The organism is Rhizobium sp. ERR 942, from assembly GCF_007828395.1.
Lineage (GTDB): Bacteria > Pseudomonadota > Alphaproteobacteria > Rhizobiales > Rhizobiaceae > Rhizobium > Rhizobium dioscoreae.
The window spans coordinates 1-21974 of sequence record NZ_VIUA01000012.1 but is presented as its reverse complement, the minus strand read 5'-3'; the positions used below and the strand labels follow the sequence as shown (position 1 = coordinate 21974).

The following is a 21974-nucleotide window of genomic DNA, read 5'->3' as shown; positions in this document are numbered from 1 at the left end:
GCGATGGAGGCCATCATCGCCGCTGATTGCATGCCGAAACCAATCGGACCTTTTACTTGTTCAACAGAACCGGGCCGGCATCGATCTTGATGCGAAGCAGCTTGTAGGGCTTCTTGCGCATATCGGCGCCTTGGTGAAAACCAGCCTGCTTGTCGAGTTGGTTGGCGGTAAAATAAAGGTAGCCGTCGGCTGCGATTGACAGGGTATCCGGCCATTCGATCACGCGGGAATGGATCAGCGTCGACCACTTGCCCTTGTCGAGGACGCGGATACTGTCGTGCTCGTAGTCACCGCCATAGACACGGCCCTTGTCATCCGTTTCTAGCCCATCGGAAGCACCTTTTAAGCCAAGATCCTTGACCTTGGCGGCAAGCTGCTTTTCGCTGACGTTCTGATCGAGAAGTGCCGCCGTGGGTACCGAATAGAGATGCCGGCCAGATACCGCCGAGTAATAGAGCGTCTCGCCGTCCGGAGAGATGGCAATCCCATCGCTGGCGATCTGAATCTTGGACGGTTTTCCGTCCTTCGGACGGTTCATGAACTTCTGGCCGTCGATGACAGCGATGAAATCCTTGTCAGCCGATGTGCTTGGGTCGCCCGTCAGGCGACGGAAGGCCTTTCCAGATGCAAGATCGACAACGATGATGCCTCCTGGACCGGTCAGAGAGCTGTCGGTCACATAGGCGACACCCTCCGAACCCTTGGTCAGGTCAAAACGGATATCGTTCACATAAGTCGTGTTGAGGATGACATCCGCAGGAAAGACGATCGTCTTGACTACCTTGTTGGTCGCGAGATCGACGGCAACCAACTTGGCACCCCCTTTAAGCGGCGGCTTGAAACCGGGTGCCGCGGTGTCGAGGATCCACAGACGGTTGGCCGGATCTACGACGACGCTCTGGACGCTGATCAGGCTCTTGGCCGGATTGGCCGGGTCCGCTTTATTGATTTCTGCATCCGGATAGGCCACCGCCTTGCCGTTGATCAATTCCGCCACAGTGAAAGGAACGTCGTCGCCCCAACGTGGGTAGTTGATGAAGATGCGGCCGTCACGCGCGACGGTAACCCCGGTCGGCATTGCGTCGTTGAAAGTTGCGACGGTTTCAAGCTTCGGCGCTTTATCTTCAGCAAAAGACCGGCCAACGGGTACTGCCAGCATCAAGCCAGTGGTGGCCAGCAACAAGAGCGTTTTCTTTATCATTGAGATCTCCATAGAGCACAGCCCATCGATCCGGCCGGGCGGAGAGCCGCTGAGCCAGAGGGGCAAGTTTCGAGACAGTTGCACGGACAAGGCCGGTGCAAAATTTGCTTTCAATAAGAGGTAGGTTTTATGCGATGGCGCCGCCGCCATCGACGCGGACATTGGAGCCGGTCGCAAAGGGGGTGGCCATGAGGAAAAGCACCGCATTGGCGATGTCAGTCGACTTCCCGACCGTCTTTGCCGGCAGGTTGGCGGTGACCTTGGCGAACATTGCGTCTTTCGCGTCCTGATCCATTTTCGACCAGAGGGGCGTATCGATCAGGCCTGGCGACACCGTGTTCACCCGGACGGGGGAAAGTTCCAGTGCAAGGCCCCGCGCCAAGCCCTCGAGCGCGGCATTGATGGCGCCCTGCAGCACCGAGGTGGCTGACGGCCGTTCACTTAGAAAGCCCGAGATGAGTGTCAAACTCCCACGTTCGCTGAAACGGGCAAATCGAGCAACGCGATAGGCGCCCCAGAATTTGCTCTCCATCGCCTGCTGCGCTTCGGCAAGCGCAAGCTTGCGCACAGGTCCCGTGGGCGTCTGTGCCGCTGACACAACGATATGGTCGAAAGGATCGTTTGCGCCGAAAAACGCTTCGAGCGCGTTTTCGTCCGCTGTATCGAGAACTGCGGATCGAGCCTGAGGTCCCAACAACTTCAACGCCTCATCAAGCTTGGGACGTGACCGCGAGGCGATCGTGACAGCAGCACCGACGGCGATGGCCGCTTCTCCCACGGCCAAGCCGATGCCCGAACTGCCGCCAACAACGAGAACGCGGCTGTTTGCTAGAGATGTCATGATATTACCCTTCCTGCCTCACTCAGTCGCGAGCTCGGCAATATCTGGTTTCAGAGGAGTTGCTGAAGACGTTGCAGGTGCAACGGTTCCGCAAGAAGCTCATTGAGACGAGCCTCCAGCGATCGGAACGGGGCCGCCTGCGCATGAGCTTCGAGAGCGGAGCCATCGCGCCAGCTTTCCAGCATCACAGCTGAATCAGGGTCGTCGCGGTCCACGGTAAGATCGTAGAGCAGGCAGCCATCCTCCTTTCGCACCTCCGGCACGATTGCCTTCAATGCATCAAAGAGCGCAGACCGCTGCTCCGGCTTCGCCTTTAACCTTGCAACGAGGTGAATAACCTCCGACGCATTCTCGTCCATTGTCCTGTCCTTCTTTAAGTGGCCATCACCCGAAGATCGGGCGGCAAGATAATCAATCTTCCGCCCTCTGGGTCTTCGATTGGCTCAGAAACCTTCCAGCACGAGCTTGCCTTTGGTCTTTCCACTTTCGATCGCGGCATGGGCTTTTTTCAAGTTCGCGGCGTTTATGGGAGAAATCGTCTCAGTCACGGTTGTATAGATCTTCCCCTCGTCGATCAGCCTGGCGACTTCATTCAGCAGCTTGCCCTGTTCGGCAATGTCGGCGGTCTCGAAGATCGAACGCGTGAACATCAGCTCCCAGTGGATCGATGCAGCCTTGCGCTTGAAGCCAAGGACATCGAGGCTTTCCGGGTCGTCGATCAGCCCGAAGCGGCCCTGCGGCGCGATCAGCTCGATGATGTCCTTCAGATGACGATGGGTCTCGGTCGTGGAGAAGACAAAAGCCGGCGCGCCAATCCCAAGGGCGGCGACCTGTTCGGCAAGCGGCTTAGAATGGTCGATGACGTGGTGGGCGCCAAGGCTCTTGACCCATTCTTGCGTTTCCGGACGCGACGCCGTGGCAATGACCGTTACATTGGTAAGCGCTCGTACGAGCTGAATTGCGATCGAGCCGACGCCACCCGCACCGCCGATAATGACGATCGCGTTTGCCGCACCTGGCACGGGCTTGCGGATATCCAGCCGGTCAAACAGCATTTCCCAGGCGGTAATCGCCGTCAGCGGCAAGGCCGCAGCTTCCGCATTGGAGAGGGTCTTCGGTTTGTTTCCAACGATACGCTCGTCAACCAGATGAAACTGGCTGTTGGCGCCGGGACGGATCAGGGAGCCGGCATAAAACACCTCATCGCCTACCTTGAAGCCTTTCACGTCAGACCCGGCTTCGACCACTTTGCCGACGGCATCCCAGCCGAGGACCTTCCATTGACCTGCTTCCGGATTGGCGTTTTTGCGAACCTTTGTATCGACCGGATTGACCGAAATCGCCTTGACCTCCACGAGAATGTCGCGACCCGCCGGTGTCGGTCGGGGAAGTTCGATATCCTGCAAGGCGTCGTCCCGTTCAATCGCGCCTGCTGCCTTGTAACCGATTGCTTTCATGGTGTTGCTCCTTTGATCAATGAGGGATTGCTGATTGATATGGATCCAAAATGGTCTATATTCACAGGAGCGCAATACGCACAAAGAGCGCACGTAGTATCAAAAAGGATACTGTTATGGCAAAAGCCAGACACTCCCGTTTCGATTGTTCTCCCGGCTGCTCGGTCGAGGCAGCGATCGGTCTCATCGATGGAAAATGGAAGTCGGTGGTCCTTTTCCATCTCCTGTCGGGCACGTTGAGGTTTAACGAACTCCGCAAGCATATCGCCAATGTCACTCCGCGCATGCTGACCAATCAGTTGCGTGAGCTCGAGGATGATGGCCTGATCGAGCGGAAAGTCTATGCGCAGGTCCCACCGAAGGTCGAATACAGCCTTTCGGAACTCGGCCGCAGCATGGAGCCGATACTGCTTGCACTGAAATATTGGGGCGATGCCAATATTAGCCTCTACGGCAAGCCGCGCGGCGTTGATCCGCGAGAGGCGAAAGTTGCGGAGCGTGGCGAAGCCCACGCCTGAGAAGTCCATGATCTAGCGTGTCCGTCAATTACGGACCCGAGGGGGAAGTCGATATGCGACGCGTTGGTTTCATTATGGAAGATGGCTTCCAGGTCATGGGCATGGCCGCTCTCACCGCCTTCGAATTCGCCAATGATGCACTTGGCGAGGAGATGTACCGCCTGACGGTCATGTCCGAAAAGGGTGGTACGGTCCGCTCGTCACTCGGCATCCGTATCGAGACCGAACCGCTCGGCGATTTTCCCGATACGCTGATGGTGGTTGGAGAGCTCGTTCCCAAGCCTGCGTCGGCAAAACTGCTTGCCTATATCCGCGATGCCGCGATCCAGTCGCGACGCGTCGCTGGTGTCTGTACCGGAGCCTTCCTTTTGGCCGAAGCCGGCTTATTGGATGGTCGTACCGCGACCACACACTGGGCCCATGCCCGGACGTTGCGCGAGCGGTATCCGGCAATCGCAGTCGACGAGGATAGGATCTTCGTCCATGACGATAATATCTGGACCTCCGCCGGCATGAGTGCTGCCATCGACTTGACGCTCGCCATGATCGAGGATGATCACGGTGCCGAACTCTCCCGCCTTATCGCCCGCAAGATGGTCGTCTACCACCGCCGGCCCGGCGGCCAATCACAGTTTTCCGCCTTGCTCGAACTTGAGCCGCGTTCGGATCGGGTCCGCCGGGCCCTTGTCTATGCCAAGGAGAACCTTCGCAATCCCCTGACCGTGGAGGAACTCGCTGAAGCCGCAAGCCTCAGCCCGCGCCAGTTCAGCCGTCTGTTTCGTGACGAAACCGGGCAATCGCCGGCAAAGGCAGTCGAGCGGCTGCGGCTGGAGGCAGCCAAGGCCATGCTGGAAGACGGTCGCCACCCGATCGATATTGTGGCAAGGGATACAGGTTTCGCGGATCGGAACCGCATGCGCCGCGCGTTCTTGCGCTCTTTCGGCCAGCCGCCGCAAAGCCTTCGGCGCAGCTTGCGGCTGATCGAAGGCGAACGTGCCGAGGAATTTGCCGCCTGAAGTTCCTCGAATTGTCCGATCCGATCATACGATGGGCATAGACTGCCAATAGCGATCTGTCGTGACCATCGATAGCACGAAGTTACAAGCTTGACGCTCTCCTGCGGCGCATCATTGCAGCGCTTGAAGGAGATCAACCGTGTCAGCAATTTCAACACTTTCAGACAACGAAGTAACACCGCATGTGGCAGACGTCTTTGCCTCGGCAAAGGCAGCCATGGGGAAAATCCCCAACCTCTATCGCATTCTTGCCCATGCACCGGCAGCACTCGACGTCTATACCGGAAGTAGGGCATTTCTGCGCGATGGCGTCCTTTCCCCCGCGGCGCAGGAGCAGATCGCTATCGCTATCGCAACCGCAAACGGGTGTGACTATTGCCTCGCCGCACATACTGGCGGAGCACGCGCAGCTGGGGTCAGTGCCGAAGACCGGGCCAATGCTCAAAAGGGACGCGCGTCTGATCCAAAGATCCAGGCCATTCTCGAACTCGCTCTCGCAATCAATGCGACCCACGGGCAGGGAGCGGCTACAGCTCTTGAGGCAGCCCGAGCTTATGGTCTGACCGACGCGGAAATCCTCGAGACGATCGCTCACGTCGCGGTCAACGTCCTCACCAACAGCGTCAACAACACAGTCGGCACAGTCCTCGATTTTCCGAAGGTTGAGCGCGCCACTTGACACCGGTCCATTCCGATCATGCGAAGCTGATGTCCTGAAATGACGTTTAGTTGTCATTTTAGACATCGAGGCGCTGAGGCATGATCATCCCATCGAAGCACCGCTTCTTCCGCAAACCCACAATCCAAGGAGAGCTTTCATGCAGCTTCAGAACAATACGATCTTCATCACGGGCGGCACATCCGGCATTGGCCGGGCGTTGGCGGAATCGTTTTACAGGCTCGGCAACAAGGTCATCATCGCCGGCCGCCGCAAGGCGCTACTCGATGAGGTGACCGCTGGCAATCCGGGCATGGATGGCATCGAACTCGACATCGCCGATCCCGCAGATATCGAGCGCGTCGCAGCCCGTTTGATCCGCGACTATCCCGCGCTCAATGTCCTCGTCAACAATGCCGGCATCATGCCTTTCGACGATGCTGGCGGAAAGATTGATGACGCGCAATCGCGGCGGATCATCGACACCAATCTGCTTGGCCCGATCCGTCTGACGTCGGCGCTGATCGACCATCTCAAGGCTCAGCCGAAAGCTACGATCATCCACAATACGTCGGTCCTGGCCTATCTGCCACTCGCATCCACCGCGGTCTATTCCGCCACAAAGGCGGCGCTGCATTCCTATGCACTGTCGCAGCGTTTCCAGCTGCGAGGCACCAATGTCAGGGTACAGGAAATCGCGCCGCCGTGGGTCGATACCGATCTGATCAAGAAGAGCGGAGATCCGCGCGCAATGCCGCTTGACATCTTTATCGAGAAGACGATGAAGGGTCTCGGTACCGACGCCGAGGAGATCTATGTCGAGGAGATCAAGGCGATCCGCGACAATCCCGGCAGCGGAGAGCACGCGCTCTTCAACGCCTTCAACGAATCACTGGTCACCAACCCCATCCCCGTCTGACGCAACGGCCTAAGACCCGGTTGCCCGAAAGGCAGCCGGGCCATTCGGCTGGAGGTTACCATGCTACAGAAACATGACCTGAAGTCCGCCATACCTGTAAGCGGCCCAGAAATGCGCCGGCCCGAGCCATCCATATTGCCGGCTTGGTTCCTGGCCCTCGGGACCTTCGCAATCGGCACCGAAGGTTTCATGATCGCCCCATTATTGCCGACTATCTCAGCCGATCTCGGCATGAGCCTGTCGGCGACGGCCATGCTGGTTGTGGTATTCACCCTGGTACTGGCCCTCAGTTCGCCGATCGCAACGGTCATCACCGGCGGCCTGCGTCGTCGGGACACATTGCTACTTGCCATGACGCTCTTCACGGGTGGCAATCTGATCGCGGCCTTCGCTCCCGGGTTCGGCACGCTGATATTTGCCCGCATCTTGATGGCGGTCGCCGCCGGTCTCTATGCGCCGAACGCCAACGCGCTTGCCGGAATGATCGTGCCAACACAAAAGCGGGGACGCGCGCTTGCCATCGTCAGCGGCGGTATGACGATCGCGATCGCACTCGGCCTGCCGCTTGGTTCGATTATCGGCCATGCATTTGGCTGGCGCTCGACATTTCTGATGGTCGCCGCGATGGGGGCTGCTGCGATCATCGGCATCCTGGCAGGTGTCGGACGCAACGCCGGTGCTCATATGGCCATTGCGAGCCTTGGCGAGCGTATCGACGTGATCCGTCAGGCACCCGTGTTGAAACTGCTGTCGGTGACGCTGTTCTGGTCGATGGGCGCCTATACCGCCTATCCCTATATTGCACCCTATCTATCGCGGACGCTCGCATTTGCCGACTGGGGCATTGCGGCAACCGTCACGCTGTGGGGCGTATTCGCAGCGCTCGGCGTCTTCAGCGGCGGCGCACTGAACGATCGGTTCGGATCGCTCAAGGTCGCGAGCTTCTCACTTGTCGCACTCGCCCTGTCATTCGCTGCGCTGGCGATTGCCACGACGCTATCGGGGTCGGCTGCCGTTGTCGTGGCACTTCTCGCCGTTGCCGGATGGGGCTTTAGCGTCTGGTCCTTCTTCCCCGCTCAAATGGCACGTCTGATTGGTGCCGGAGGACAGAGCCACGCCTCGGTCGCACTCTCCCTCAACACATCCACCATGTATCTCGGCTTTTCCATCGGCAGCGCTACCGGCGCCGGGATCATCGCGATTGGCAATGTCTGGATGATCGGTGCGGCGGCTGCCTCGATGGAAATCGTTGCCTTGGCTCTCGACGAAATCTGGAGACGAAGACAAACCTGACGGGAACGACGTGAAACAGGATCAGAGATGGCGTCACCGCAGATGTCTGTGGGGGCGCCATCAGTGAAGAGACCGCAAAAGCTCGCATATCCGCTGGGGATTTACGTAAAATCCGTCCACGCGGCCGAGAGCCGCTGGTCCTCGACCTGGTTCAGCCTCTGGGACAGCGCGGTCGTGATATTGGTATAAGCATCGCTACCCAGAACCAGCCGTAGCGCGTCAGTGGAATTGTCGGTTGCTTCGATGATAGCGGCGGCCATCTTTGTTGGGTCTCCGATTGGGTTGCGAGCAGGATCTCGCAGCACCGATCCGAGAGAGGCGATGGGAGTTTGATCATATCCCGGAGGCGTGTTCGACAGATGCTCGGCTGCCGCGCCACGGAAGGATGTTCGCGCCGCACCAGGTTCTACGATCAATACCCGGAGCCCAAAATAGCCGATCTCCTTCGAAAGTGATTCAAAGTAGCCTTCGACGCCCCATTTACTCGCATGATACGCGGATGCCCCGGGATGTGTGGCCTGGCCACCGTAACTCGAAATCGCAATGATGGTCCCTTTCCCTCGTGCGCGCATATGCGGGAGGGCATACTTGGTGAGGAGCATGGGGGCGATCAAATTGACCTCGAGTTGCCGTCGCAACTGCCCTTCCTCTATGCCCTCGGCCGCACCAAAGAGGCCATAGCCTGCGTTATTGACGAGGACGTCAATCCCGCCGAACCGCTTAGCGGCGGCTTCAACGACAGCGGCAAATCTCGGCGCATCATCGGCAAGGTCCAGCGGCTCAATCGCAAGGGCATCAGAATATTTCGCAATCAGCCCCCGCAGATCCGACGGGTCGCGGGCAGTACCGAAAACAAAGTGCCCTGCCGCAAGGAGTTGCTCGGCCAGTTCGCGTCCCAGCCCGCGACCAATTCCAGTTATGAACCAGACTTTATGCATATTAAAGGCCCTCACATTTGTAACGTCCCCTCAAATAGCGAGTAAGTTTACGAAGGAGAATTGCACAATGTTGGATGGACTGTTAGCAACCTGGCCATGAATGAGAAGCCGACCTTCGCTGAACTGGGCGCGTTCCTCGCTGTCGCGCGCCATCGGAACTTTCGCAAAGCAGCCGACGAACTGGATATCGCGCCGTCGACCCTCAGCCATTTTATCCGGCGACTTGAGGGCCGCCTTGAGACACGTCTCCTTCACAGAAGCACACGAAGTGTTTCGCTTACCGCGGCCGGAGAAGCGCTTGCCAGCCGACTGTCCCCGCTGATCCACGATCTGGATGAAGCGCTGGTGGAGGCATCGAATTCAAGGAACAGCCCGCGAGGCGTTCTTCGTGTGCTGGCGTCTGACGTTGTGGCAACCCTGCTGATGGACGACGTTGTACCGACATTTCTCAGCGAGTATCCCCACGTACAGCTTGAACTGGTTGCGAACTCCGCTTTTGTCGACATCGTTGCCGAGGGGTTCGATGCGGCCTTTCGGTTGGGCGATGATATTCCCAAGGACATGATCGCTCTGAAGTTCGGGGCGACGTCGCGCATGAAGGTGGTTGGATCGCCAGCATACTTGAAAGGCCGTCATCTTCCTGCCTCTCCGGGAGAATTGGACCTTTTAGACTGTGTTCGGTCCAGGCCGGCGACCGGTGTTCCCTATCGTTGGGAATTCGAGAGGGGAGGCGAGAAGATTTCTGTCGAGCCTAAGGGCCCATTCACTGTCAATCGATCGGAGCTTGCTCTCCGAGCTGCTATCCGCGGCTTGGGGGTTTCCTGCCTTCCGGAGCGACTTTGCCGAACTCATCTCGAGACCGGCGCCCTTGTGTCGCTGTTAGACGACTGGTCCTCATCATACGACGGTCTGTGCCTCTATTATCCGGGCCACCGGCTCGTCCCACCCGCGCTCAGAGCGTTCATCGATGTGGTGAAAAGGAGCGAGTTAGCCTGAGAGGCTTACGCTCTTGAAGGGACTGGAAGCGCCCCTGCCGGATTGTCGAATACGCTCTTTTGCAGCGGGCAACCGGCGCTGCGCTCGAACGCGGCGCAATCGTCCAATCGGGTCTTGTTAGGCTTTGTTACGAAGGCTGCAATACACTGGAGAGCCGCCATGAATGCAATCCCCTCCAATACCAAAGCACCGGAACCGATTGCAGCATCACCCCTGCCGGTCATTCCGGCAGCTGCCTTCGGCATCGTCCTCGGGCTCGGCGGAATGGCCAATGCCTGGCGGGCTGCGGAACGCTTGTGGCATGTCTCGCCAATTGCCGGACAAGCGATCTCCGTCTTCGCGATCATCATCTGGGCTCTGCTGCTGGTGGGCTACCTCTCGAAGTGGGTCTACCTGCGCGATAAGGCGCTGCAGGAGGTCGAGCATCCAGTTCAATGCTGTTTCGTGGGCCTCATCGGCGTCTCGACCATGCTGGTCGGCGGTCTGAGCCTGACCTATTCCGCAACGGCCGCACAGTTGCTCTTCTGGCTCGGTGCCTTGTGGACGGTGGCCTTTGCGGTGTGGCGCACCGGTGGCCTATGGGCCGGCGGGAGAGAGCCGGCCACGACGACGGCGGTTCTCTATCTGCCGACGGTTGCCGGTTCCTATGTGGTCGCCATTGTTGCCGCACCGCTCGGCTATCCTGATATCGCCCAGCTTGCATTTGGTGCCGGCTTCTTCTCCTGGCTTGCTATCGAATCCGTACTGTTGAACCGACTGCTGACAGCACCGACGTTGGTTGAAGCGCTGCGCCCCACCACCGGCATCCAGCTTGCACCTCCGGCCGTAGGTTCGGTGGCCTATCTCAGCGCGACAACGGGTCTGCCCGACATGCTGGCTCACGCGATGCTGGGCTATGCGCTTCTCCAATTGCTGCTGATGGTCCGCACCCTGCCCTGGGTGCTGAAGCAGCCTTTCACGGCGTCCTACTGGGCCTATTCCTTCGGGTTGACGGCGCTGGCGACAGCCACCATTCGCATGGCGGATCGCGGCGACACGGGAATTGTCTTAAGCCTCGCGCTGCCGATCTTCATCCTGGTCAATGCTGCGATTGCGCTTCTGGTCATCCTCAGCATTGTCGCGCTTTTCCGGCACAAGCTCTTCCCGCGGTGAGCCTTCGATACTCCGGGACAATATCCAAGCGGCTTAGCGATCGCTGCACGTGGATTGCCAGTGAACTCCGGGACCTGAAAGCACAGAGACTTGTAAATTTTCTCGCTCTTGAAGGGATGCGAACCACCGGCCCAGTTGTCATAGAGTATCCAATTGAAATTTCCTTCGTAGTGGACATCAACCTCGCCCATTTGGAATGACCAATCGGAGCCGGAAAGCAGGCTCATTGCTATGCTTGAGACCTTTGCGCGCCGAGCTGCAGCTCTTCCGGAAGAGATTACGCGGATCTGACAGTGCGGCTCGCATATTCGTTGTGGAGGCGCTGTTGGTTCAAAGCATCCTGTTTAGGCGCGACGCCGAAGGTCCTTGAATACTCTCGGCTGAACTGAGACACGCTCTCGTACCCAACCTTGTAAGCTGCTTCGGCAACATTGGCAGCTTTCGTCACCATGAGGCGTCGAGCCTCAAGAAGCCGGAGTTGCTTCTGAAACTGCAGCGGCGTCATTGAGGTCAACGCCTTGAAATGCTGGTGAAACGACGATGGGCTCATTCGCGCCACATCGGCCAACTGCTCAACGCGTAGAGTATCAGCGAAGTTGGTGTGCAAATGGGCTACGGCTCTTACAACACGCTCGATGTTTGATTCCGGGCAGGCAAGTTTGCAGATTTCTCCGCCATGTGGGCCACTCAACAGCCAATAGCAAATCTCGCGCACGATCGAAGGCGCCAGGATCGGGATTGCCTTTGGCGTCTCCAGCAACCGAACCAGGCGGAGGATACAGTCGGCCAGCGGTTGATCGACTTTGGCGACAAAAGCGCAAGGACCCGTCGTTTCAGGTTGCGCTGGTGGTGCGTCCAGCTGTTCGAGAACTTCGCGCACAGTTGCTACGTCGAAGTCGATCATGACGCCGACATAGGGTGTCTCAGCACTGGCCTCAACGATCCTTCCGGTCGCCGGGACGCCGACGCTGACAACGAGGCACTCCATGCTGCGATAGTTGAGATGCTCGTCGCCGAACTGCAACTCCTTGGCGCCCTCCAGCACCACGCATAGCGAGGGCCGATAGATGTTTCGCATCGGCATCATCGACTGAAACGAGCGGACGATATTGAAGCCTTCGATGGCCGTCGGGAACAGGCCTTGCCCACCGCCCTGGTCTTCGATGTAGGCGGTAACGGCCGAGAGCAATGGGGTGTTCAAGCGGGGCTCCGGTTGCTTCAGAGGCCACGGCACTACGTGGCTCCTCGCCGGCACTATCGCCTCCCTTGTAGGAATAGGCAAGTTTCTTGAGGGTTCGGGCATTCTGGTCATTGGTCACTCCATCTAGCTTAAGGGTGCAACCAAGCGAGGAGTGACCTCAAGATGACAGAAATTGTCGTTCGGTCAATAGACCCTTTGGAGACACAAGGACCGCCTGCTGCCTCCAGCCCGGACTTTGTCAAAGGTCTGCGAATGGCGGCCATATGCATTGTACTTTTGCTGATCAACGCGTTCTCGCAGATCGATCGGATACTTCCGTTCATCCTGGCGGAAAAGATTAAGGCAGAGCTGCGGCTGACCGACACCGAGATGGGCCTGCTCACCGGCCTTGCCTTTGCGGTCTGCTACACACTTCTCTCATTACCGCTTGCCCGTGCGGCAGATCGGGGATCGCCCCGGCTCGTATTGGTTTCGTGCGTCCTGATCTGGAGTGCCATGACGACGCTCGGTGGTTTCGCCGCGAGTTTCATGTTCCTCGCCCTTACACGTTTCGGCGTGGCATTTGGGGAAGCCGGCGCGGTTCCGGCCGGCCATGCTCTTATCGTCCGAAAAGTCATTCCTGAACGGCGCGGTCTTGCGATCGGCCTTTTTGCAATGGGCATTCCGTTGGGCACGATGGTGGGCTTTGCCGGAGGCGGCGCGATTGCCGATGTCTTCGGCTGGCGCGTCGTTTTGATCGGAGCTGGAGCCATCGGCGTTTTGATCGGTCTGTTGACCATTCTTGTTGCCGGTCCGACGCCCTCTCCTCCGACGACAGCCTCTCGCGACGAACCTTTTCTGCGAACCAGTCTCGACCTGTTATCGTCCCCGGCGTTTCGCTGGCTGTTCACGGGCGCTGTTTTCCTAGGGTTTGCGGGAGCCCCTTTCTATGCTTTTTCGATTCCGTTTCTGATCCGCACCCATGGCTTTACCGCGACCGAGGTCGGCGTTTCGTTCGGCATGTTGCAAGGGTTGATGGGGATTATCGGGACATTGGGCGGCGGACGCTGGTTTGATCGCGCTGTCCGCTCAGGCACCGGTAAGGTGCTCGCCCCCCCGGCAATTTTGTTCCTGATCGCGAGTATGACGACGACTGCGGCGCTGTTTGCACCGACCGGCTGGATGTCCATCGCACTCTTTGTGCCCGGGATGCTGTCATTTTCGTTCATGTTGCCGTGGGGTTTCGGCGCCGCGCATCTTATTGCCGGTCCTGGGCGCCAGGCACAGGCTACCAGCCTTGTCATGATCGGTTCCGGTCTTGCCGGTCCGGCACTTGGCCCCCTGATCGTCGGCATCGTCAGCGATGCGGCCACAGCAGCCGACATTCCCAATGGCCTTGCGCTCGGTTTACTCATCGTACCCCTGGCGAGCGTCGTGGCGGGGATTGTCTACCTGATCGCAAACCAGCAGATCGCGAATTTCCTTCGCCAGCGCTGAGCGCGAAGCGCGGCTGCGGGCGACGTCTGCAGCACCTAGAAACTTTCTCAAAGGAGATACCAAGATGTCCGACACCGATAACTCTCGCCGCGCATTCCTGGCCATGGCCGCCGCTGTTCCTTCAGCTCTCGCCATGACGCGCGTTGCATCGGCCCAATCGTCCGATACTAGCGCTATCGCGCAACCAAATGACAAGCGTGGCGCGGTGGTCACCGGCTCTTCGCGCGGCATTGGCGCCGCGACAGCCCGACGCCTGGCGCGGGACGGGTATGCTGTGACAGTGAACTATCTGACAAACCGAGATCTTGCCGACGCCGTCGTTCGCGACATTGAGGCGGCCGGCGGTCGCGCCATTGTTCGGCAAGGGGACGTTGCGGATCCTGCTGCGGTGAAAGCTCTTTTCGACGCCAATGACGAAGCCTTCGGCGGCGTCGACATCGTCGTCAACAATGCCGGTATCATGAACGTTGGTCCTTTCGCTCAGATGACCGACGAGGCGTTTGACCGGATGATAGCCACCAACGTCAAAGGAAGTTTCAACGTGTTGCGCGAGGCGTCACGACGGGTCCGCGATGGCGGACGGATCATCAGCCTCAGCTCAAGTATCATCAAAATGAGCCCTCCCTCCACGGCAGCCTACGCCGCGACCAAGGCTGCGCAGGAGATCTACTCAAACGTCCTTGCCAAGGAGCTGGGCGGTCGCAACATCTCAGTTAACGCGATATCGCCCGGCGCCGTCGATACCCAACTCCTGCGCCAGCATGGGAAAGAGGCACTTCGCGGCATACCGGAAGCGACCCCGCTTCGTCGGTTGGGCCAACCAGAAGATATCGCCAATGTCATAGGCCTTCTCTGCTCGCAGGACGGGGCGTGGATCAATGGCCAAAACGTCTTCGCGAATGGTGGCATCGCCTGATGGATGACCGCCGCAGCGTCCAGTGGCGATGACGTCGGCCATCCGGCCTGGATCAGGCGCCCCCGGCGGGCCGGTCGATGCCATTGAATTGGCTCGGACCCGGAACCGCCCCGTGCCGGATCCGTGAAAGGTCGCTCTACTCACGGCGACCTTCTGTCCGCCGGAGACGCGCCCCCGAACTTTGCGTCTTCGGCGGACAAACTTGCCCCAAAAAAGGAACCGACAATGCCAAATTCATGGACACTTGACGACATGCCGTCCCAAACGGACCGGACGATCTTAATCACCGGAACCGGTGGCCTGGGTTTCGAAGACGCGCTTGCGCTGGCCAGAGCCGGTGGCGACGTTATTGTCGCAGGACGCAATCCGACGAAGGGCGCCGAGGCTATCCGGAGCATTAAGGAAAAGGTACCCCACGCATCGGTCGCTTTCGAGATTGTTGATTTGGGCAACCTCGCCTCGATCGAGGCTCTCGCAAAAAGGCTCAACGAAACGCGCGATCACATCGATGTTCTCATCAACAACGCCGGCGTGATGACGCCGCCGGCACGTCAGACAACGAGCGACGGTTTCGAACTGCAGTTCGGCACCAACTACCTCGGTCACTTTGCGCTGACGGGCCAACTCCTGCCGCTGCTCATGCGAGCGCAACATCCGCGCGTCGTGACGCTATCCAGCATCGCTGTTCGGAGCGCAAGCGCCGCAATTAACTTCGACGATCTGCAGGCGGAACGGCATTACAAACCGATGCCGGTCTACACGCAGTCGAAACTGGCATGTCTAATGTTTGCTTTCGAACTGCAGCGACGAAGCGAAGAAGCGGGATGGGGTGTCACCAGTATCGCGGCACATCCCGGAATATCTCGCACCGAGCTGCTTCACAACGGCCCTGGTCGCCGCAGCGCCCAAGGCCTTCTCAGGTCGCTGATGTGGTTCCTGTTCCAGCCCGTTGCACAAGGCGCGCTGCCTACCTTGTTCGCGGCCACCTCTCCAAAGGCCAAAGGTGGACGCTATTACGGCCCTGATAGGTTCGGGGAAACCCGTGGCCACCCCACCGAGGCACAAGTTCCGAAGCAAGCGATGGAGAAGCATGTGGCGCACAAGCTGTGGGAAATCTCGGAAAAGCTGACCGGGGTGTCGTTCGCCGCGCGGGCTCCGACATTTGAACTCTCTGGCCCGGGCGAAGCAACGCTCGCGCGAGAGGGGTGAGAGATGGACCCGCTCGGACATCTTGTCGAATGGATTGCGATATACGGCATATTTGGTCTCTTCGCGATCGGGCTTGCGGAGCGTTTCCTGCCTGCCCTGCCCTCCTACGGAGTTCTCGTCGCCATTGGGATTGCGGCCGACGATGAGGTCTGGTCGCTCCACACTGCCGTTATCGGCACGACGGTTGGAAGCTCGATCGGAGCTCTCGGTCTCTATCTTCTTGTGCGTTTAATCGGAAAAAAACGGACGACATCCCTTCTATACTCTGTCGGCCGCTGGGTAGGGTTACCACGACCGCGTATCGACTGGACACTGTCCTCCCTGCGTGAACGGGAACGTGCGCTCACGATCATGTCGCAACTCATTCCCACCGTGCGGTTGATCTCGCCTGTGGCGGCAGGACTTTTAGGTACCAGTACGCTGCGATTTATCGCTGGCGTATCGGTCGGCATTGTTCTGTGGAACGGGCTGTTTATTGCCGCCGGTTACCTCGCCGTGCTGGCCGTCCCCGGCGTTAATTCATCCGCACTCGCGCTGAAAATACTGGTCCTGCTTGTTTCCGCGGAACTGATCATTGCCTTGGTATGGCGGCTTCAGCGGCGATTTCGGACGCCCCCAGTTTTTGGAGCAAGCAAACGATGACGAACCGAACCGCAGATGCATTTTTGTTTTTTCGGGCGTGGCTTTCCGCTCCCCTTCGCGTTGCCTCCATCACTCCATCGGGGCGCGCGTTGTCTTCCCTTATGACCGCTGAGATATCCGCGGAGACAGGCGCGGTTATCGAGTTGGGTCCTGGAACCGGGGTCTTTACCGAGGCATTGCTGCAACGGGGTGTCGCCGAAGAAAATCTCGTGCTGGTCGAATACGGTGTGGAATTCGCGAACCAGCTCAGCGACCGTTTTCCAGCCGCAAAAACCGTCCGGATGGATGCCTCTCAGTTGCGCAAGTTGCGGCTTCACGCCTCAGTGCCCGTGGGCGCTGTCGTCAGTGGCCTTCCTCTTCTATCGATGCCGTTGCGCAAAGTGCTTGCGATCCTGGAGGGAGTATTCTCGCATCTTCGCCATGGTGGAGCATTCTACCAATTCACCTACGGACCGCGATGTCCGATCGCCAGACCCTTGCTCGACCGCCTGGGCCTGAAAGCAACGTATGTCGGCTGCACCCTAGCCAATATACCGCCCGCGGCCGTCTATCGCATCACGCGACGAAGACCGCGACAGGGCGTGCGATCGGACGCATCTGGATCTGTTACCTCATGGTCGGAGGACTTAGCGGCACGATCCTGAGCCTTCCGGATGCCGGAGCGCCATTTGCCTCAAAGCTTCATCGCGCTAATCGGCTGCAGCACCGCTTCTTCCAGGGCCGACATCCGGATTGGATCGGCAACGGCGTAGGCCGGGTCGGCGATCATCTCGACGAAAGTTGACCGTTTTGGGTAGCGCACCAGCGCCACCGCATCCCAGGATTGGCCGGGTTCGGCGCAAAGTGCCGTCGCCCCGTCGCCGGCGAAAAGGATTTCCGCGCCATAGCGGGCAACGATCGGACCGGCCATGGCAAGGTAGTCGAGATAACGCTGCCTTCCGCCATCAACTTTGAACCGAAGCAAGTTCAGCATGACGACAGGCTGGCCATCATCTTCGGCCAGAAAAACGTCAGTATCCGCAGGGGCGACTTTGATCATCATCAATCTCCGGTGAATGGCCCCGAGGTATAGGGGTCTCGTGAAATCCTCCGGCAATCTATGCTATCGCTTCCGCACGCTCCATAATGCAGACCCCAGAAGACTTTATGTAAAGCCCAAAAATGGATCCCTTTCTTGATCTAATTCGACTGCTGCGGCCGCGTGCCGCTCTTCTCGGTCGCGGCATGGACGCCGCAGGCGACTGGGGCCTGAGCTTTCCAGCGCTTGGAGATCTTTTGTTTTTCTGGCTGGAAGAGGGCGATTGCCTGCTAATACGACCTGGCTGCGCTCCGCTGTTGCTGAAAAAGGGCGACTTCGTGCTGCTGCGGACAACGCTGCCTTTTACGCTGGCCTCAAGTCAGGAAGAAGAGCCGTTGGATAGCGTTGCGGCCGTGGCCGCCAAGCGGAAGGGGCGGTTGAAGCTGGGCTCAGGTCAGGAAAGACCGATTTCGCTTCAAATGGGCAAATTTCTGTTCTCCACCGCCAACGAGGACCTCGTGGCGGGGCTCCTCCCACCTATCGTTCATATCCCCTCTCGTTCGCCTAGACTTCATCGGCTCCAAAACCTGCTCACGCTAATGGAAACCGAAGGCCGCGATCCCGGACCAGCAAGCGAGTTCATCATCCTCCGTCTCGTCGAGTTGGCGCTCGTCGAGATTCTCAGGATGCCGGCCGCGGATTTTCCGGAGTATACTCTTGGAGCCGCCAGTTCGGGCCTGCTAGCCGGCCTTTGCGATCACGTTACTTCTAAAGCCATTCGTGCCATGCACGAGAATGCCGGGCAGGAATGGACGGTCGAGTCTCTGGCGAGGCTTTGCGGTGTCTCGCGATCCGCATTTGCCACGCGCTTTCGTGCCGTCGTCGGAATCGGCCCGATGTCGTACCTGTTGCGGTGGCGCATGGCGCTTGCCAAGGAGGCACTTAAATCTGGTACGGCAAAGATTGAGGAGATCGCCCTTTCGATCGGCTATAAGTCGGCGAGTGCGTTCAGCACCGCCTTCACGCATTCCGTCGGATGCTCACCAAGCCGCTTCGCAGAAAGCTCGTCTCGCTCTGAATAGGGAGTAGCCTCAAAGTTTGCAGGGGACCATCACCGTCAAAGGGATCAAGCCTTGCGCTGCATGCCTTGACCGACGGTACCGGTGATGTTGTCCCAGCCGGAAAGCGCAAATTCCGCCGCGGCATGCAGTTCGGCGCGATCGGCTCCGTCGCGGGCGCGGATCGCCATGCCACTCTGGACGATCTGCACGAACCTCGCCAGTTTGGTCGTGTCTACCGTGGGCTCAAGATCACCGTCGCTCTTCGCGGCGTCGAAGCGCGTCTTCAGGAGATCGAAACCACCTGCGCGAGTCGCTCGCATGAGTTCGGCTAGTTCGTCGTGTCCTTCGCTGCCCACCGACGCGAGTGTCGCCATGCACCCGTGCGGCAGGCCGCAATCTCCGCCAGTCATGGCGATCGCGGAATCCTCGAGGAATGCCAACGCCGCCTCTCTCGCGGTTGACGCCTTCCGGAAGCGCGTCCAGACCAACCCTTCATAGGTCGTGTAATAATATTTAAGCGCCTCGGCATAGAGCTCATCCTTCGAACCAAAGGCAGCATAAAGGCTCTTCGTACCTATCCCCATCGCTTCCGTCAGATCAGAGATCGAAGTCGCCTCATATCCCTTGATCCAGAACAGTCTTGTGGCGGTGGCAAGCGCGGCCTGGCGATCGAACTCCCGCGGCCGTCCGCGTGGAGCGCGAGGCGGTGGTGGACTGTGTGGAGGTCTCAAAAGTTTATTGTGCATCGACCACTGCATAAATCACTTGACCGAAGTTTGCAACCTCGTTACGTATTTATGCATCGATCACTGCATAAAGGGAAAGTCATGGAACTATCTGGAAAACGTGCCTTGATAAATGGCGGCTCGCGAGGAATAGGGGCAGCAATCGCGATCGCCCTTGCTGAGAAGGGGGCGGACGTAGCTTTCACTTATCAGCGTTCGGCAGAGAGGGCCGCATCGGTGGTCAAGACTATCGAGGAAAAAGGCCGACGCGGGCTTGCCATTCAGGCCGACAGCGCCGACCCCGAGGCCATTCGGCGCGCCGTCAGCCAAACGGTCGACGCGCTTGGAGGGCTTGATATCCTGGTCAACAGCGCAGGTATTGGGACCGCCGGCATGACCGCGGATCTGGCCCTCGCCGACCTGCAGGCCATGCTAGATGTGAACGTTCGCGCTCCCGTTCTTTTTGCGCAGGCTGCCATCCCGCATCTGTCATCCGGTGGCCGGATCATCTCTCTCGGCTCCTCCCTGGCGGAGCGTGTCCCCTTCCCCGGGGTTACGGCTTATGCCATGTCGAAGTCGGCACTTCTGTCATTTACACGTGGCCTTTCACGCGAACTCGGCCCTCAAGGCATCACCGTCAATCTCGTTCTCCCGGGATCGACCGACACCGAAATGAATCCGGCCGATGGCGAGAATGCGGATTATCAGCGCAGCCTCACCTCGCTCGGTCGTTTTGGCGAGCCCCGCGAAGTGGCCAGTGCCGTCGCGTTTCTGGCAGGTCCGGGCGCGAATCTAATTACGGGCGCAGTTCTCAGTGTCGATGCAGGCTTTAACGCCTAATTTTTGCCTCGCATCGTCCGGACGTCGTGTTTCATGGCGTCCGGATTTCAAATTGGAGCGCGACGGAGCCCTACCCTGTCCGGCGGCCTTCGTTCGTTACGTCACGAAATCAAATCGTCCGAACCCTCCGTCGCCGGTTTGCTTCATGTCGAGGAGCAATGTCTCGTGGAACAGCCTGTCTCCGGCGTTTCTGGCCTCAGCGGGAAAATAGAGTTGGGTGGTCAGGAGGCGCCCCCCGGGACGCTGGACCCTGAAATGAAAATGGCGCGTTCGACCGGGATAAAGTGCGGGCACGATGGTGTTGAACCACCAGCGTCCCTGCGTGTCGGTGAACTGGTGTCCGCGCAGGCGGAACCCCACGCTGTCATAGTCGCCGTTCTCATCGGCTTGCCAGATCTCGACGAGGCTACCGCTGAGTGGCCGGCAGCGCGTGTCGAGTACGAACCCTGCGACGGTTATCCGTTCGCCGTGGGGTGAATCTGGATAGAGATCGCGTTTGAGCGGCGAGTTCGGCTTGAAGAAGGGGCCGGCTTCCCGTTCCAGGGTCGGTTCGTCTCCATCGTCACATGCGGGGGTGAGCGGCAGTTCGGGAGCGGCCTGCGCAAACGCTCTCGTTCTCGCCGCCTCGAGGAGAGGCAGCGTCAGAAAGGCCGTCAGAAGCGAGCGTCTGGTAGAGGACAAGGCCGGTCTCCCAGTGTGATAGCGGGTTATCGACGCGCCGTTACTGCAGGCGCTGCGCGGCGTTTGCCTGTGCCTCTCGGATCAGGCCGGAATACATATTCTCCTTGCCGGGATACCACGGCATCGTGCCGATGGAGCCGAAACCCGGGATGGTTTCCATATGCACAACCATGCGCGCACGCATGCGCTCGTCCGGAAGCGGGCCTGTCATCGCCTGCACATTATCACTCATGTGATCAGGATTAGATGTGCCGCAGAGCACGCTCGTGACGGCCGGATGTGCCATGACCCATTTTAAGAAGAACTGCGCCCAGCTGTTGGCCCCGAACTCCTGCGCGAAGCCGGGAAGCGGCTGCCCCTCGACCACCTTCATGAGCCGCGCCTTTTCCAGCGGCAGATTAATGAGGACTCCGACGCCCTTGTCGGCGGCGGCGGGCAGCAGGCGGCGCTCGGCGTCGCGGTTGAAGATCGAGTAGTTCGTCTGGATGAAATCGACATCATCGCGTTGAACGATCGCCAGCAACTGGTCCTGCGCAGCCGACTCGTGGTGGGTCACGCCGACGTGGCGTATGAGACCTTCCTTCTTCCATGCCTTCATCAGCGGAATGACGACCGGCGCATTGGTGATGCTGTGGCATTGCATCAGATTGATCGTGTCACGCCATGTCCGCAGGCGCGACTGGCGAAAGCTTTCAACGGCGTGGCTTTCGTCCCCGAGATATTCTCCCGTCGACCAGACCTTGTTGGCGAGGAACATTTCGGAGGATCCTTCGAACTCGCCCATGAACTGGCCGACACTGACTTCGGCCGAGCCGTAGAGGGGCGACGTGTCCACGACGCGACCGCCTGCGGCGACGTACCGTTCGAAGACCTGCCGGAGCGCGTCGCGCCGATCCCCGGGCTTGAGGTCAAAGGTCAGGAAGGTGCCGAGGCCCAGGGCTGTGACCTTCTCGCCGGTGCGCGGCAAAGTGCGAGTTACTATATTCTGGCTTGATTCTGGGGTTCGAGATGCAGCATTCGTTTCCTGGGTCTGCGCTGTAGCCTGAGTGGCAAGCGCCAGTCCTGTAGCGGCCGCGCCCATCGTGCCGAGAAAACCGCGTCTGTTAATCTTCGACTGGTCCATGCGATCTCTCCTTTTCCTCAGCCGTCAGAACTGCCAGTTGGCGGGTACCCAGGCGTAGCCGCCATCCGTCTTTAGCATCCGTCCGAGGCCGGG

General features: G+C 59.1%; 24 protein-coding genes. 14 read left to right on the top strand and 10 right to left on the bottom strand.

Annotated features, from left to right (window positions below; translation table 11 throughout):
• Positions 1 to 52: 52 nt before the first annotated feature.
• The 4 genes from FBZ97_RS31890 to FBZ97_RS31875 all read right to left on the bottom strand — a co-directional run bounded on the left by FBZ97_RS31890 (position 53) and on the right by FBZ97_RS31875 (position 3499).
• Complete coding sequence (locus FBZ97_RS31890; RefSeq protein ID WP_197044232.1) at positions 53 to 1201, bottom strand: L-dopachrome tautomerase-related protein; 1149 nt, start codon at positions 1199 to 1201, stop codon at positions 53 to 55.
• A gap of 127 nt (positions 1202 to 1328) precedes the next feature.
• Entirely contained in the window at positions 1329 to 2042 is a 714-nt protein-coding gene (locus FBZ97_RS31885) for an SDR family oxidoreductase (RefSeq protein ID WP_145323973.1), read from the bottom strand.
• A 50-nt stretch (positions 2043 to 2092) separates the two neighbouring features.
• The gene (locus FBZ97_RS31880) at positions 2093 to 2401 is read right to left on the bottom strand and encodes a putative quinol monooxygenase (protein ID WP_112345312.1); all 309 of its coding nucleotides are present in this window, start codon (positions 2399 to 2401) and stop codon (positions 2093 to 2095) included.
• Positions 2402 to 2485: 84 nt separating this feature from the next.
• Positions 2486 to 3499, bottom strand: coding sequence for a zinc-binding alcohol dehydrogenase family protein (locus tag FBZ97_RS31875; RefSeq protein WP_145323972.1), 1014 nt, complete (start codon positions 3497 to 3499; stop codon positions 2486 to 2488).
• 116 nt (positions 3500 to 3615) lie between these two features.
• Here FBZ97_RS31875 and FBZ97_RS31870 point away from each other — a divergent pair, with 116 nt between their 5' ends.
• From FBZ97_RS31870 to FBZ97_RS31850, 5 genes are all read left to right on the top strand, one after another.
• Positions 3616 to 4017 (top strand): helix-turn-helix domain-containing protein, encoded by a 402-nt coding sequence (locus FBZ97_RS31870; protein ID WP_145323970.1) that lies wholly within the window; start codon positions 3616 to 3618, stop codon positions 4015 to 4017.
• A gap of 53 nt (positions 4018 to 4070) precedes the next feature.
• Positions 4071 to 5033: a GlxA family transcriptional regulator gene (locus tag FBZ97_RS31865; RefSeq protein ID WP_145323968.1), complete on the top strand. Its 963-nt coding sequence runs from the start codon at positions 4071 to 4073 to the stop codon at positions 5031 to 5033.
• Between the two features lie 139 nt (positions 5034 to 5172).
• Positions 5173 to 5712, top strand: coding sequence for a carboxymuconolactone decarboxylase family protein (locus FBZ97_RS31860; RefSeq protein WP_145323966.1), 540 nt, complete (start codon positions 5173 to 5175; stop codon positions 5710 to 5712).
• Positions 5713 to 5851: 139 nt separating this feature from the next.
• On the top strand, positions 5852 to 6610 hold the full coding sequence (locus tag FBZ97_RS31855) for an SDR family NAD(P)-dependent oxidoreductase (protein WP_145323964.1): 759 nt from the start codon (positions 5852 to 5854) through the stop codon (positions 6608 to 6610).
• Positions 6611 to 6670: 60 nt separating this feature from the next.
• Complete coding sequence (locus FBZ97_RS31850; RefSeq protein WP_145323962.1) at positions 6671 to 7903, top strand: MFS transporter; 1233 nt, start codon at positions 6671 to 6673, stop codon at positions 7901 to 7903.
• Positions 7904 to 8004: 101 nt separating this feature from the next.
• Here FBZ97_RS31850 and FBZ97_RS31845 read toward each other — a convergent pair whose 3' ends face one another.
• Positions 8005 to 8841: an SDR family oxidoreductase gene (locus tag FBZ97_RS31845; RefSeq protein ID WP_145323960.1), complete on the bottom strand. Its 837-nt coding sequence runs from the start codon at positions 8839 to 8841 to the stop codon at positions 8005 to 8007.
• Positions 8842 to 8937: 96 nt separating this feature from the next.
• Here FBZ97_RS31845 and FBZ97_RS31840 point away from each other — a divergent pair, with 96 nt between their 5' ends.
• Positions 8938 to 9837 carry a LysR family transcriptional regulator gene (locus FBZ97_RS31840; RefSeq protein ID WP_145323958.1) on the top strand — a complete coding sequence of 300 codons (900 nt, stop codon included), beginning with the start codon at positions 8938 to 8940 and terminating at the stop codon, positions 9835 to 9837.
• A gap of 159 nt (positions 9838 to 9996) precedes the next feature.
• Entirely contained in the window at positions 9997 to 10989 is a 993-nt protein-coding gene (gene tehA, locus FBZ97_RS31835) for a dicarboxylate transporter/tellurite-resistance protein TehA (protein WP_145323956.1), read from the top strand.
• A gap of 277 nt (positions 10990 to 11266) precedes the next feature.
• Here tehA and FBZ97_RS31830 read toward each other — a convergent pair whose 3' ends face one another.
• The gene (locus FBZ97_RS31830) at positions 11267 to 12190 is read right to left on the bottom strand and encodes an AraC family transcriptional regulator (RefSeq protein WP_145324101.1); all 924 of its coding nucleotides are present in this window, start codon (positions 12188 to 12190) and stop codon (positions 11267 to 11269) included.
• Between the two features lie 252 nt (positions 12191 to 12442).
• Between FBZ97_RS31830 and FBZ97_RS31825 the strand changes: the two genes are divergently transcribed.
• The 5 genes from FBZ97_RS31825 (at position 12443) to FBZ97_RS31805 (ending at position 17077) form a co-directional block, all read left to right on the top strand.
• The gene (locus FBZ97_RS31825; RefSeq protein ID WP_246661922.1) at positions 12443 to 13666 is read left to right on the top strand and encodes an MFS transporter; all 1224 of its coding nucleotides are present in this window, start codon (positions 12443 to 12445) and stop codon (positions 13664 to 13666) included.
• 64 nt (positions 13667 to 13730) lie between these two features.
• Complete coding sequence (locus FBZ97_RS31820; RefSeq protein ID WP_145323952.1) at positions 13731 to 14582, top strand: SDR family oxidoreductase; 852 nt, start codon at positions 13731 to 13733, stop codon at positions 14580 to 14582.
• Between the two features lie 225 nt (positions 14583 to 14807).
• Positions 14808 to 15791 (top strand): oxidoreductase, encoded by a 984-nt coding sequence (locus tag FBZ97_RS31815; protein WP_145323950.1) that lies wholly within the window; start codon positions 14808 to 14810, stop codon positions 15789 to 15791.
• Between the two features lie 3 nt (positions 15792 to 15794).
• Positions 15795 to 16433 carry a VTT domain-containing protein gene (locus tag FBZ97_RS31810; protein WP_145323948.1) on the top strand — a complete coding sequence of 213 codons (639 nt, stop codon included), beginning with the start codon at positions 15795 to 15797 and terminating at the stop codon, positions 16431 to 16433.
• Positions 16430 to 17077, top strand: a complete 648-nt coding sequence (locus tag FBZ97_RS31805; protein WP_145323946.1) for an rRNA adenine N-6-methyltransferase family protein — start codon at positions 16430 to 16432, stop codon at positions 17075 to 17077. Before FBZ97_RS31810 ends, FBZ97_RS31805 begins: the two co-directional genes overlap by 4 nt.
• A 29-nt stretch (positions 17078 to 17106) precedes the next feature.
• Here the strand turns inward: FBZ97_RS31805 and FBZ97_RS31800 are convergent, their stop codons facing one another.
• Positions 17107 to 17472, bottom strand: a complete 366-nt coding sequence (locus tag FBZ97_RS31800) for a DUF1330 domain-containing protein (protein ID WP_145324099.1) — start codon at positions 17470 to 17472, stop codon at positions 17107 to 17109.
• Positions 17473 to 17594: 122 nt separating this feature from the next.
• On the opposite strand from FBZ97_RS31800, the gene FBZ97_RS31795 reads away from it, so the two are divergent.
• Positions 17595 to 18533 (top strand): AraC family transcriptional regulator, encoded by a 939-nt coding sequence (locus tag FBZ97_RS31795; protein ID WP_145323944.1) that lies wholly within the window; start codon positions 17595 to 17597, stop codon positions 18531 to 18533.
• 44 nt (positions 18534 to 18577) lie between these two features.
• On the opposite strand, the gene FBZ97_RS31790 is transcribed toward FBZ97_RS31795, so the two are convergent.
• The gene (locus FBZ97_RS31790) at positions 18578 to 19258 is read right to left on the bottom strand and encodes a TetR/AcrR family transcriptional regulator (protein ID WP_246661921.1); all 681 of its coding nucleotides are present in this window, start codon (positions 19256 to 19258) and stop codon (positions 18578 to 18580) included.
• Positions 19259 to 19339: 81 nt separating this feature from the next.
• On the opposite strand from FBZ97_RS31790, the gene FBZ97_RS31785 reads away from it, so the two are divergent.
• Positions 19340 to 20077: an SDR family oxidoreductase gene (locus tag FBZ97_RS31785; protein ID WP_145323940.1), complete on the top strand. Its 738-nt coding sequence runs from the start codon at positions 19340 to 19342 to the stop codon at positions 20075 to 20077.
• Between the two features lie 96 nt (positions 20078 to 20173).
• Here FBZ97_RS31785 and FBZ97_RS31780 read toward each other — a convergent pair whose 3' ends face one another.
• Both FBZ97_RS31780 and FBZ97_RS31775 read right to left on the bottom strand, forming a co-directional pair.
• Positions 20174 to 20758, bottom strand: coding sequence for an intradiol ring-cleavage dioxygenase (locus FBZ97_RS31780; protein WP_145323938.1), 585 nt, complete (start codon positions 20756 to 20758; stop codon positions 20174 to 20176).
• Between the two features lie 40 nt (positions 20759 to 20798).
• A complete protein-coding gene (locus FBZ97_RS31775; protein WP_145323936.1) occupies positions 20799 to 21881 on the bottom strand; it encodes an aldo/keto reductase in 1083 nt (360 codons plus the stop codon).
• Between the last annotated feature and the right edge of the window lie 93 nt (positions 21882 to 21974).

Excerpts from the sequence above, each read along its gene's own strand:
- FBZ97_RS31775 (WP_145323936.1), bottom strand. The coding sequence starts at position 21,881 with ATGGACCAGTCGAAGATTAACAGACGCGGTTTTCTCGGCACGATGGGC.
- FBZ97_RS31880 (WP_112345312.1), bottom strand. The coding sequence starts at position 2,401 with ATGGACGAGAATGCGTCGGAGGTTATTCACCTCGTTGCAAGGTTAAAG.
- FBZ97_RS31805 (WP_145323946.1), top strand. The coding sequence starts at position 16,430 with ATGACGAACCGAACCGCAGATGCATTTTTGTTTTTTCGGGCGTGGCTT.
- FBZ97_RS31890 (WP_197044232.1), bottom strand. The coding sequence starts at position 1,201 with ATGATAAAGAAAACGCTCTTGTTGCTGGCCACCACTGGCTTGATGCTG.
- FBZ97_RS31820 (WP_145323952.1), top strand. The coding sequence starts at position 13,731 with ATGTCCGACACCGATAACTCTCGCCGCGCATTCCTGGCCATGGCCGCC.
- FBZ97_RS31790 (WP_246661921.1), bottom strand. The coding sequence starts at position 19,258 with ATGCACAATAAACTTTTGAGACCTCCACACAGTCCACCACCGCCTCGC.
- FBZ97_RS31785 (WP_145323940.1), top strand. The coding sequence starts at position 19,340 with ATGGAACTATCTGGAAAACGTGCCTTGATAAATGGCGGCTCGCGAGGA.
- FBZ97_RS31840 (WP_145323958.1), top strand. The coding sequence starts at position 8,938 with ATGAATGAGAAGCCGACCTTCGCTGAACTGGGCGCGTTCCTCGCTGTC.
- FBZ97_RS31875 (WP_145323972.1), bottom strand. The coding sequence starts at position 3,499 with ATGAAAGCAATCGGTTACAAGGCAGCAGGCGCGATTGAACGGGACGAC.
- FBZ97_RS31870 (WP_145323970.1), top strand. The coding sequence starts at position 3,616 with ATGGCAAAAGCCAGACACTCCCGTTTCGATTGTTCTCCCGGCTGCTCG.
- FBZ97_RS31810 (WP_145323948.1), top strand. The coding sequence starts at position 15,795 with ATGGACCCGCTCGGACATCTTGTCGAATGGATTGCGATATACGGCATA.
- FBZ97_RS31865 (WP_145323968.1), top strand. The coding sequence starts at position 4,071 with ATGCGACGCGTTGGTTTCATTATGGAAGATGGCTTCCAGGTCATGGGC.
- FBZ97_RS31850 (WP_145323962.1), top strand. The coding sequence starts at position 6,671 with ATGCTACAGAAACATGACCTGAAGTCCGCCATACCTGTAAGCGGCCCA.
- FBZ97_RS31800 (WP_145324099.1), bottom strand. The coding sequence starts at position 17,472 with ATGATCAAAGTCGCCCCTGCGGATACTGACGTTTTTCTGGCCGAAGAT.
- FBZ97_RS31845 (WP_145323960.1), bottom strand. The coding sequence starts at position 8,841 with ATGCATAAAGTCTGGTTCATAACTGGAATTGGTCGCGGGCTGGGACGC.
- FBZ97_RS31815 (WP_145323950.1), top strand. The coding sequence starts at position 14,808 with ATGCCAAATTCATGGACACTTGACGACATGCCGTCCCAAACGGACCGG.
- FBZ97_RS31855 (WP_145323964.1), top strand. The coding sequence starts at position 5,852 with ATGCAGCTTCAGAACAATACGATCTTCATCACGGGCGGCACATCCGGC.
- FBZ97_RS31795 (WP_145323944.1), top strand. The coding sequence starts at position 17,595 with ATGGATCCCTTTCTTGATCTAATTCGACTGCTGCGGCCGCGTGCCGCT.
- FBZ97_RS31885 (WP_145323973.1), bottom strand. The coding sequence starts at position 2,042 with ATGACATCTCTAGCAAACAGCCGCGTTCTCGTTGTTGGCGGCAGTTCG.
- FBZ97_RS31825 (WP_246661922.1), top strand. The coding sequence starts at position 12,443 with ATGGCGGCCATATGCATTGTACTTTTGCTGATCAACGCGTTCTCGCAG.
- tehA (WP_145323956.1), top strand. The coding sequence starts at position 9,997 with ATGAATGCAATCCCCTCCAATACCAAAGCACCGGAACCGATTGCAGCA.